Below are 12302 nucleotides of genomic sequence, written 5' to 3' on the forward strand. Positions count from 1 at the left end.
TCTACTTATTGTTTAAAAAAAGCTGATTTAGTTCTTCTTGAGTTAATTCAGCTTCTGGAAAGTCGGAAGGTTTGAAGTTTAATGTATCGCTGGACAATAAATTAGCAATGGGCGCTACTTCTTCCTGGGGAGGGGAAATTATCTCCACAACTGTGGCTAATTCTGCAATTGTGGGATATTCAAATAGCTGATTAATACTGAATTTCAATCCTGCTTCGTAAGCTTTAGCTGCAATTTGAATACTTTGAATTGAATCTCCTCCCAACTCTAAAAAGTTGTTGTAGATACCTACCTGCTCAATTCCTAAAACCTGACTCCAGATTGCTTCTAGTATCTCTTCTACTACCGTGCGGGGTGCGATATAAGCAATTTTTTCCTCATCGGATTGTACCTGTGTGGATGTTGGCAAACGGCGATAGTCAACTTTGCCACTTGGAGTTAAGGGCAATTCTTCTAAGATGACAAAAGTACTAGGAAGCATATATTCTGGTAACTTCTGCCGCAAGAAACTACGAAATTCCTGAGTTGTAGGTGCTGGTTTTTGTTGTAGTACGATGTAGGCAATTAAGCGTTTGCCATTTGAGTCTTCGATAACTGTGGCGATCGCTTCTTGAACCACAGGATGTTGGAGTAAAATTGCCTCAATCGCTGTTAGTTCAATCCGATAACCGCGCATCTTTACCTGACGGTCGATACGTCCCAAAAACTCAATATTGCCATCTGGCAAATAACGCCCTAAATCCCCAGTTTTATAAAGACGTTCTGATGTTGAATTTTTCAATGGATGAGAAATAAATTTTTGGGCGGTTAGTTCTGGTCGATTCAGATAGCCTTGCGCCACACCCAAACCACCAATATATATTTCTCCAGCCACACCAATTGGTACTGGTTGCAGATGAGTATCTAGTAAATAAATTTGAGTATTGGTAATTGGACGACCAATTGGCACAGAATGATTTAAATCCTGATTTTGACAATTGTATACACTGCTCCAAACGGTGGCTTCTGTTGGGCCATACTCATTAAATAAGGATGTATCAGGCAGTAGTTGACGATGGCGTTCCACTAATTCTGTAGGACAAGATTCTCCAGCAACAATAACTGTTTGTAATGAAACAAGTTGTGCTGGGTCTATAGTAGCCAGTAGAGTTTTATAAAGTGAAGGAACACTCAACCAATGTGAAACTTGATGTTGAGTAATTACCTTGGCTATTTGCCAAATATCTCGTTGAAAACCCTCAGTTAATAACACCAGTTGACTTCCTTGACATAAAGCCCAAAAAATCACGGCGACTGAACTATCAAAGGCAAAAGAGGGAATCAATAAGAAACTAGTAGTCTGCCAAGATAACTTTGCGTGGTGGCTGGCAGAGGGGCAGAGGGGCAGAGGGGCAGGGGAGAGAGTACCTTCATTCCCCCCTGCTCCCCTGCTCCCCTGCTCCCTTGCAGGGTCTACACAGCAATATTGGGTTGGTGAACTATTAGTAACGGGTTGTGGGTAATAACTAATCCGGGCAAAGGTGGAATGGGCTAAGTTTTGCTGGGTAACGAGTACCCCCTTTGGCTTGCCTGTAGAGCCTGATGTGTAAATAATGTAGGCGAGGTTTTCTAAGGTGCTTGTACTGCTGGGATTGGCGACGTTTTCCCGCGCTATTGTCTGCCAATCTGAGTCTAAGCAAACAATCTTGGCTGTGTGGCTAGGTAGCTTTTCAATTAGCCGCGCTTGAGTTAATAAAACTGGCACTTGAGCATCTTCCAAGATAAAAGCAAGGTTTTCTTGGGGATAGGTGGGGTCTAAAGGTACGTAGGCTCCTCCGGCTTTGAGAATTGCCAAAATTCCCACAATCATCTCTAAAGAACGCTCGACACACAGAGCCACCGGCACATCGGCAGTTACTCCTAGACGCTGCAAGTAATGAGCTAAAGCATTAGCTCGCTGATTTAGCTGTTGGTAGCTGAGTTGTTCATCTGCAAACACGATCGCGATCGCATCAGGATTTTCTGCTACCACAGCCTCAAAGTATTGATGAATACAACAATCTTGAGGGTATTTACTGCCAGTCTGATTCCATTCTTCCAGTAAAATTTGACGTTGGCGATCGCCCAAAAGACATTGCGACTCATAACGTGCTAAGGGCTGTGTAGACATTGCCGTCAGAGTTTCTTGAAAATAACTGCCAATCGTCTCTAACTGGGCATGACTTATCTGTGTCAAATCACACTCTAAATCGAGTTGGATGCAATTTGAGGCATGATTGAGATTAAATTCCGACCGCAAGGTAAAATGAGTTTCACCAAAACCCCTCGCCCCTAAAACTTCTACATCTTGGAGATTTTGCAGACTCTCATACACATGAAAGTTAGTGTAATTAAACACAGTCTCTACTAAGGGTTGGAGAGCCTGACGACCAACCAGTTGATGTAAATCTGCGTAAGGATAACGTCTAAAGGGCAATAACTCTTTTTCGGCTGCAAAAACCTGCTGCACCAACTCTAACCAAGTTCCCCCAGTCAGTTGCAAACGCAAGGGAACGGTATTTAAATGGATTCCCAAAGTTTTTTCGCCGTCACCTGCTTCCACGCGCCCATTAGACTCTAACCCTGTGAGGATATCACTCTCGCCACTTACCAAACCCATGACTCTGATATGTGCAGCCAACAAGACGTTTTTCAGGGGAACTTCTGCTAACCGGGCGAGTTTTTGCAATTTCGCAGAAAGTTCACGGGAGATGGGGACATCTAAAAAGCCAATTTCCGGGGTAGTTGTGCTGTGATGAAGTCCTACCCAACGGGCTAATCTGGTAGTGACACAACCTGCTAATTTTTGCCGCCAGAAATCTTGAGCATCGGGCGATCGCAATGTTGCACGCTCTAAAGCCACAAAATCTCGATAAGCTATGGTTGGGGCTGGTTCAAGAGCATTGCTTGTACCCTTGAGCAGAGCATCATAATGATATAGCAATTCCGTCAGCAAACAAGCTTTGCTCCAACCGTCAAGAATAGAAGTGTGACAGCTAAAGGTGAGATAAAAAGACTGTTCTGTGAGGCGATGAATAAAAAAGCGAATCAATGGTGGGGAAGACCAATCAAAATTTCGTCGTTTTTCAGCTTTTATCCAGGTGGCGAGTGCTTGTTGTTGCTGCTTTGGTGATAAATCACGCAAGTCTTCAACCTGAAAAGGCGCAGTAACTTGTTGATGTACTAACTGTAAGGGTTCACTAAAGTTAGTCAGATCGAAGGATGTCCGCAAGATAGCATGACGCTCTACAACCTGTTGTATAGCTTGTTGAAACAACGCAACGTCTAGATGAACTTGCAAATTGTACAGAAAAATATCATGGTACATCGGCTCATCAGGCAAAGACTGAGTGTGAAAAATCACCCCAGCCTGAACCCTAGCCAAGGGATAGGCATCGGCTATATCTTTGGTGAGTTTTTGCCGTTCTACGGGGGAAATTAGACTAAATGGCTCTGTTTTGTTAGTAACTAAAGCCGCAGGTTCTACAAAGGTAATGGCTTGAGCCAGGGATTCGATTGTCTGATACTGAAAAATCTGCGCTAAGGAGCAACTTAAACCTTTTGCAGTAGCTCTAGATAGCACTTGGATGCTGCGAATTGAATCTCCTCCCAACTCAAAAAAGTTGTCGTGAATCCCCACCGGTTCAATGTCCAACACCTCTTGCCAAACTTCTGCTAATGCTTTTTCGATAAAAGTGCGGGGTGCTACGAAAGCTTTTGCTAATTCAGGTCTGACTTTCCCAGGAATTGGTAAAGATTGACGGTCTATCTTGCCATTTGGCGTTAAAGGGATGGCATCCAGTAAGACAAAAGCCGCCGGAACCATGTATTCGGGGAGCTTTTCTAACAAAAATTGACGTAATTCGCTAGTGGTGGGTGCTGGTTGATGCCGGGTGACGCAATAAGCAACTAATTGCTGATTTCTAAAATCTGCCTGAGAATTAGCTGATTCTCCTTTGAGTAAGCGACGCAAACCAGTAATTGCTGAGGAACTTTCTACGTCAACCACTGGGGTGAAATCTCGGTGCTGTTTTTTCTGCTCAATTTCTCTGATCAAAACCACAACTTGTTGCAAGGCGGGATGTTGACTGAGTAACGCTTCAATTTCTCCTAGTTCAATTCTGAACCCCCGCAATTTCACTTGATGGTCAAGTCGTCCTAAGTATTCAATGTTGCCATCGTTGAGGTAGCGTGCTAAATCCCCAGTTTTATAAAGGCGTTCTGATTGTAATTTTGACTTGTTAAATGGGTTGGGAATAAATTTGATATTTGTTAATTCTGGTTGATTTAGATAACCCCGCGCTAAACCCACACCACCAATGTGTAGTTCTCCCGCTACGCCAATCGGTACTGGTTGCAAGTGATGATCTAGCAGATAAATTTGCGTATTGGCAATGGGGCGACCAATAGGAACAGTCTGTTTCCGAGTCTCACGTTCACAAGCCCAAAATGTTACATCGATCGCAGCTTCCGTTGGCCCGTATAAATTATGTAAGTCCGCATCCAAACGCTCAAAAAATCGTGCTTGCAGTTTCAAAGGCAGCACCTCTCCACTACACATCACCTGCCTCAAGCAGTTACAAGCTTCTAAATCAGGTTCCTCCAGAAAAACTTGCAACATCGAAGGCACAAAATGTAGTGTGGTAATCTGTTCCTGGGCAATAATCTCAACCAAGTAGCTGCTATCTTGATGTCCTCCTGGACGGGCAATTACTAAACACGCCCCTGTAGTTAAAGGCCAAAAGAATTCCCAAACGGAAACATCAAAACTAAAAGGTGTTTTTTGCAACACTTTATCTACGGTTGTCAGGTTATAAGTTTCCTGCATCCAAGATAAACGATTGCAAATGCCTCTATGAATGTTCATCACTCCCTTGGGTTTGCCAGTGGAACCGGAGGTGTAAATCACATAAGCTAAATGATCAGTGGTTACTTGGCTAACTGGGTTGTCTACTTTTTCACTAACCCAAACTTCATGATTTTTGTCCACTAAGACCACTTGCGCCCCCTGAACAGGTAAAGCTGTCAGGAATTTCTCTTGGGTCAGCAATACGGCAACTTGGGCATTTTCCACCATGAAAGCCAGACGTTCTTGGGGATAGGAGGGATCTAGGGGAAGGTAAGCGCCCCCGGCTTTGAGTGTCGCCAAGATACTGATTACCATGAAAAGCGATCGCTCCAGGCATATCCCAACCAACACATCTGGTTCTACTCCCAGAGTTTGCAGATAATGAGCTAATTGATTGGCTCGTCGATTCAATTCAGTGTATGTGAGTTGTTCGGTTTCAAAGACTACCGCCACTGCATCTGGTGTCTGTTTGACTTGAGCCTCAAATTGTTGATGAAGGCAAGTTTGGTTGGTGTAATCGACTTGGGTTGTATTCCACTCGATTAATAATTGTTGCTGTTCTAATTTCGTCAGAATTGGTAAGAGTGAGATTTGCTGCTGTGAGTCAGCAACAATACTTTCTAGCAAAGTTTGAAAATGACCAGCCATCCGCGCAATAGTACCAGCATCAAATAAGTCTGTGTTGTATTGCCAAGAAGCAGATAAGCTGTCATCTACCCCAGCCATGACAAGGTTCAGGTCAAACTGAGCAATTCGCTGTTCGAGGGCGAGGGATTCTAGCTCTAATTCTCCTAATGTGATCTTTGCGCCTGTTTCCCCTAAAGCAAAGGCCGCCAAACCTTCTTGATTGAGTAGGTGAGCTTTGTGCAGAACAAACATCACTTGAAATAAGGGCGAACGGCTGGGGTCGCGTTTTGGTTGTAGTTGCTCAACTAGTCGGGCAAAGGGGTAGTCTTGATGATCAAGAGCAGCCAACACACAGGAACGTACTTGAATGAGAAACTCATCAAAGGTGAAATTTTCTGATAGGGGTGAACGCAATACTACCGGATTCACAAAATACCCTACCACTCCTGTGGCATCAGTTCGAGTTCTGCCTGTGGTGGGGGAACCTATGAAAAAGTCTGTTTGACCTGTATAACGATAAAGTAACACCTGAAAGGCCGCTAACAAGGTCATGTAAAGCGTAACTCCCCGTTGGCGGCTGAAATTTTGGAGCTTTTGAGTTAATTCTGTACTCAGTTTGTGGCTCAAGGACGCGCCTTGATAAGTTTGTATGACGGGACGCGGACGGTCAGTGGGCAAATTTAATATAGGTAATTCTCCTGATAACTGTTTTTGCCAGTAGTCCCAGTGGCGATCGCCTGTTGGACTCGCCAGCATTTGAGACTGTTCTCGCACATAATCGCTGTATTGCCAGACCAAAGGCGGCAGAGTCACAGGTGTATGATTTTTGTGGGCTTGGTACAGTGTTCCTAACTCATCGACTAAGACGGTGAGACTCCAAAAGTCCGCGATGATGTGGTGAACAACAAGTAATAGAATATGTTCTGTTGGTGAGCGAGCAAATAGGCGCACCCGTATCAAAGAATCTTGCTCCAGATTGAAGGGATGGTATGCTGCTTTAATGAGGCGATCGCGCAAAAATTCCTCATCCCATGTTGCTGCATCTTCTTCTTGCCAGCATATCTCTACTTGTTTAGAGACTCGTTGTATAGGTTTTCCGTCAATATTTGAGAAAGTCGCCCCCAAAATTGGATGGCGCTCCACTAAACTCTGAAAAGCTTGATGCAATGCCGTAATATCTATCTCACCACGAAGACGCACAGCATTTGCAATGTTGTAAGCCGGACTCTCTGGTGCTAACTGGTGTAAAAAGTACAAAGCCTGTTGACCGTAGGCAAGCGGGTACTCGGTGACAGTCTCACTAACTTGGGCTGGAAGGCTTTTAGAGACAGCAGAAATATCTGTTAACTGGGCAAGTATAACGGTTGCTAGTTGGTTAATACTCGAACCCCCCAGAAAACTAGTCATTGGTAAGACTATACCCAAGTTAGTTTCAATAGTGTGCTGGAGTTCGATCGCCATTAAGGAATCAATTCCCAAGGTGGTCAAGGGTTGCTCTTGATTAATTTGGGAAGAAGCTAGTTTGAGTACCTGAGCTACTTGCTGCTGGAGATAACAAGTTAACTGTAACTGACGCTCTTGCGGCTCTAGTGCCAGAACATCTGTATAAGTCAGACTAGCTCTATTGTCTGTAGTCGGAGATGCTTCTAAAACACTGCTGGCAATACTTTCCCAACTTCCTGCCAAAAAATTAGTCCGACAAGCATGGCGCTGAATTTTACCGCTAGTAGTTTTGGGGATACTACCGGGCTTGAGAAGTAACACTGCATAAACTTGCAGTTCATGTTCCGCTACTACTGCTTGACGGATAGTTCTAATAACTTCTTCTGTTGCCAAGTTCCGCAAGAAACTACGCTTTACTTCTTGAGCAATGATTAATTTTTCTTCGCCGTCAACATCAATAGTGAAGGCTGCACCACCACTAGGTTGTAATGAAGGGTGACTTTGTTCTACCGACCATTCAATGTCTTGGGGATAATGATTCCGACCCCGGATAATAATTAAATCCTTCAGACGACCTGTGACAAACAACTCTCCTGCCTGCAAAAAGCCCAAGTCTCCCGTCCGCAGAAACGGCCCTGCTTGAGTATCTTTCAGGTAGGCTCGGAATGTATATTCTGTTTGCTCTGGTTGATTCCAGTAGCCTTGGGTGACGCTTGGCCCTGCTACCCAAATTTCGCCTACTTCATTAGGTTGGCAACGAGTTAATGTTTCAGGATTAACTATGGCTATCTTTAAATCTTGTAAGACTTGACCGCAACCAACTATAGTCTGTATGCCTAGTTCATGTTCACCAAAAATATCAGGTTCAAAGCCTCGCCCCTTGTGGGTAATCGCTTCCTTGTTCCCCTGTCCCTCAACTTCCCCTGCTCCCCTGCTCCCCTGCTCCCCTGCTTTTTCCTTGCCTGGAACTATTTGATTTTGTAATAGTGCTTCTGACTGGACTGGTAACAACACAGGTGAAACTAATTTACTACCACCAGTCACAATCAGCGTTGTTTCTGCCATACCGTAACAAGGATAGAAACTCTCACGCCGGAAGCCACATTCCGCAAAGGTGGCGCTAAACTGCTCTAGGGTTTGTTGCCGAATCGGTTCAGCACCGTTAAAGGCAACTTCCCAACTACTTAAATCCAAGGTAGCCCGTTGTTCAGGGGTAATTTTGCGGACACACAAATCATAAGCAAAATTCGGGCCACCGCTCGTTGTTGCTTGATATTTAGAAATTGCCTGGAGCCAGCGCCAGGGCTTTTGCAAAAATGCCACGGGGGGCATGAGTATACAAGGTATCCCCAAGTATAGGGGCTGGAGGAGATTCCCGACTAAACCCATGTCATGAAACAGGGGCAACCAACCCACGAAAAGGGTGTTTTCTGTGTGCTGCATTGCCTGTTGAATCAAGAGTTCGTTGTGTAGCAAATTCCCATGACTGACCATGACACCTTTAGGTGTACCTGTAGAGCCGGAAGTGTACTGCAAAAAAGCTAGGTCATTGTTATTTATCGATGGTTGTTGCCATGAATTGGTGAGGTCGAGAGGAATGTTATCGGTAGCAAGTAAATATAAAGTTTGTAAATTCTGATATTGGGCGAATTGTGCCTCGATATTGGCAAGAATCGTTTTTGTAGTTAGAGCAATTGTGGCTTGTGCGTCCGCTACCATAGCCTGGAGTCTGGACAAAGATTGGTTTGCCCTGGGTGGATAAGCCGGGACGGCAATTACCCCAGCATATAGACATCCGAAAAACGCCGCAATAAATTCTAAACCAGGGGGGTAGAGCAGTAGTCCACGCTCTCCTTTTTTGACCCCATAACTTTGCAGTCGGGCGGCAATACTTTGAGCTTGACGGTCTAGTTCTTGATAAGTCAAATACGATGCTTCTACCTCTCCATCCAGCAGAAAAGAGTAAGCCTTCTGCTCAGGTTTGAGAATTGCTCTCCAATGGAGAAGTTCAACCAATGAGGTGAATTGCTTCGGTAGTTGCCAAAGGTTTCTGCCCATTCATCCTACTCCATTTATGTAAGTATCTAGGTGGAGCCAAATTTATAGTTGGCGTGAAATGCGATCGCATTTTCAGCTTTTATTGATAGAGAATTTCACCGCATAAGCCAATAGCGGATTTTTTTGAGAAACAAGTTTTTATTTAAGAGTCGAAAACTTAACAGCGCCACCAATTCACACAAATTATGACTGAATTTGACAGCTTGGTAATATTCAAATTTTATCTATCTTTAAGGTTAATAAAAATCTTTATCATTAATTTTATCCTATTGTCAAGCATCTTCCTGTATACCAACAATTTTTATTTAAAATAGGTAGGCTTAGATTTTGATTATGGCTGTAAAATACTTATCAATACAGTCTATAAAAGCTAATTTTTCACTTAGGAATAACAAAAAACGAATAGGACAACTTGTCGAATTTTACAGAACTTATATCAAGTAGATTTTCTAGAGAAAACCGGTATACCATCAAAAAAACAAAAACCTTACCGATAGATGTACCAAATATTTCTATAGAAAAAATTAAATACAGTTATTTTTTTTAACAAATAATTGTTTGTTTAAAATCATGAGAGACGTTGGTAATAATTCAGAATTTTGCCAATCAAAATAAATATAAATTTTGCAGTTATTTACTGTAGCAATTGCCAGTAACATTCGATGGCGATCGCGTGTAATCAATTCAGTGTGTCTTAATTTCGTCAATATTGTGGTGTGGAGGAAAATTTTGAAACTAAGACAGATGATCTATCTAGGGATTGTCGGAAGTATTTTTTTGTTGGAGACTCAAGCTGTCAAAGCACAATCAATCGCAAATATTCCCCAACTCAGTGATATTCCACGTCCTCACACCAATGTGAAAGACTGGCTGGCGCAGCAAAATCAACAACCTGAAGTCATACCAGTGACAGGCGTGAGTCTAAACCTGACTGCTAGTGGATTGGAAATTCTCTTAGCAACACCGACATCAGATAAATTACAAACCACCATCAAGAACGAAAACAATAGCTTGATTGCAGATATCCCCAATGCTCAACTGCAATTAACAGGTGATAATTCTTTCCGTCAAGACAACCCTGTAGCGGGAATTAAGGAAGTAGTAGTCAGCAATATAGACACCAATACTATCCGAGTCACAGTCACGGGTGAAGAAGGTATCCCGAAGGTCGAGTTAGACGATGGTGATACAGGCTTGATTTTTGTCGTCACCCCAGTTGTAGCCTCCACACCAGCAACACCAGATACCTCTCAACCTAATACTGAAACAACACCAACTCAACCAGCAGCTGATGTTAAAGAACCGATTGAACTGACGGTGACAGGAGAAAGTGATAGCTATTCAGTACCCGATGCCAGCACTGCAACCAGAACAGATACACCACTGAGGGATATTCCCCAATCAATTCAAGTAATTCCCCGTCAGGTGATTGAAGACCGCAATGTGGTACGTCTTTCGGAATTGGCGGATAACGTCAGTGGCGTACAACCAGAACGGGGATATGGCGGATTATCGTCATTAGGATATCGGGTGCGTGGGTTCCTGACCAATTTTGAAACTTTACGCAACGGCTTTCCTGATTATGGTTACTTCAGCCCGCGAGATGTGGCGAATATCGAGAGGTTGGAAATCCTCAAAGGGCCAGGGGCGGTACTATATGGCGGTAGTCCCACACAGTATGCAGGCGGAAGTGGTGTGGTGAATACAACTACTAAAAAGCCCCTGACAGAACCTTATTACAGCGCGAGTATGACCTATGGAAGTTACAACTTTTTGCGTCCGACTTTAGATATTAGCGGGCCACTGACGGATGACAAATCAGTGCTGTATCGTTTAAACGTCGCTTATGAAAGTTCCGAAAGTTTTCGTGATTTTGTAGAGTATGACAGCTTTTTTATCTCGCCTGTGGTAGAGGTGAAAGTAGGCGATCGCACTAAACTTTCCTTTGAATACGAATACCAAAAATATAACTTTGTTTTTGATAATGGTTTTCCCATTGAGCCAGAAATTCTCCAGCTTCCCCGCAGTCGATTTTTAGGAGAACCCAACTTTGCGAATGGGGAAGTGACATTTAACTCATTAACTTATAGATTAGAACACGACTTTGACGACAACTGGAAATTTCGCCAAGGATTTAATGTTCTCAATTCTACTTTAAGTGATGCAAGACAAGCATCTACTGGTTCTTTACGAGATGACCGTCGCACATTAGACCGTTTTTTCTTCGCTTCCGATGAAGAACACGAAAATATCACTTTCCAAAACGAAATTTCTGGCAAGTTTGCTACTGGTTCGATTCGCCATAATGTACTGTTTGGCGTAGATTTAGCGCGAAATTTATTTAACTACCTGTTCGCTCCAGACAGGGAATTATCAATAGATATTTTTGACCCTCAATATGGTGGAACCCCTACACTGGTCGAGGGAGGTTCCCCCTTTGGACGCAGAGTTGTCTCTGAGAATGTTGGTTTATTCGCTCAGAACTTAATTGAACTGACACCTAATTTCAAAGTTTTATTAGGTGGTCGCTTGGACATTAATGATTACCGTCTTCAAGACCGTGTAAGTGGCGATTTTCTGAATGAACAATCCAATACTCGATTTTCGCCGCGAGTGGGAGTGATATATCAACCAAGCGATACGACTTCCCTGTACTTCAATTGGTCGAATGGTTTTTCTCCGCAGTTTCAAGCCAGAAGTCGCACCAATGAACAGTTTGAACCTCAAACTAGCCAGCAATTTGAAGTGGGGATCAAACAAGATTTTCTCGACAATAAACTTTCTGCAACTTTGGCATTCTTTGACATTACTAGGCAGAATGTGTTGACACCAGACCCAGTAGATGATTTATTCAGTATCCAAACTGGAGAACAACGCAGTAGAGGAATTGAATTAGATATTGCAGGTGAAATATTACCTGGTTGGAAAATCATTGCCAACTATGCTTATATCGATGGCAAAGTGACCGAAGATAATCGGATTCCTGTAGGAGATAGATTATTTGGTGTACCAGAACATAGTGCCGGATTGTGGACAACTTATGAACTGCAAAGTGGTAGTTTGCAGGGGTTAGGATTTGGTGCTGGGTTATATTTTGTGGGCGAACAGGAGGTAGATTTACCAAATACATTTACACTACCAAGTTATTGGCGAGCCGATGCTTCTGTCTTTTATCGACGGCAAAATTATCGATTTGCAGTCAACTTTAAGAATATTTCTAATGTTAAATATTATGAGGTTGATGGTTTTAGTATTGATGCTGCGCCACCATTTACGGTGTTAGGAACAGTTTCAGTTGAGTTTTAAT

Annotated in this window: 2 protein-coding genes; one reads left to right on the plus strand and one right to left on the minus strand. The window is 43.2% G+C overall.

Annotation, left to right across the window (positions count from 1 at the left end):
* Position 1: 1 nt before the first annotated feature.
* Positions 2-8995 carry a non-ribosomal peptide synthetase gene (locus H6G28_RS20355; RefSeq protein ID WP_190673589.1) on the minus strand — a complete coding sequence of 2998 codons (8994 nt, stop codon included), beginning with the start codon at positions 8993-8995 and terminating at the stop codon, positions 2-4.
* A gap of 744 nt (positions 8996-9739) precedes the next feature.
* Here H6G28_RS20355 and H6G28_RS20360 point away from each other — a divergent pair.
* Positions 9740-12301 (plus strand): TonB-dependent siderophore receptor, encoded by a 2562-nt coding sequence (locus tag H6G28_RS20360; RefSeq protein ID WP_190673592.1) that lies wholly within the window; start codon positions 9740-9742, stop codon positions 12299-12301.
* Position 12302 lies beyond the last annotated feature (1 nt).

It is taken from the genome of Nostoc sp. FACHB-190 (assembly GCF_014696905.1).
Lineage (GTDB): Bacteria > Cyanobacteriota > Cyanobacteriia > Cyanobacteriales > Nostocaceae > Nostoc_B.

Excerpts from the sequence above, each read along its gene's own strand:
- H6G28_RS20360 (WP_190673592.1), top strand. The coding sequence starts at position 9,740 with ATGATCTATCTAGGGATTGTCGGAAGTATTTTTTTGTTGGAGACTCAA.
- H6G28_RS20355 (WP_190673589.1), bottom strand. The coding sequence starts at position 8,995 with ATGGGCAGAAACCTTTGGCAACTACCGAAGCAATTCACCTCATTGGTT.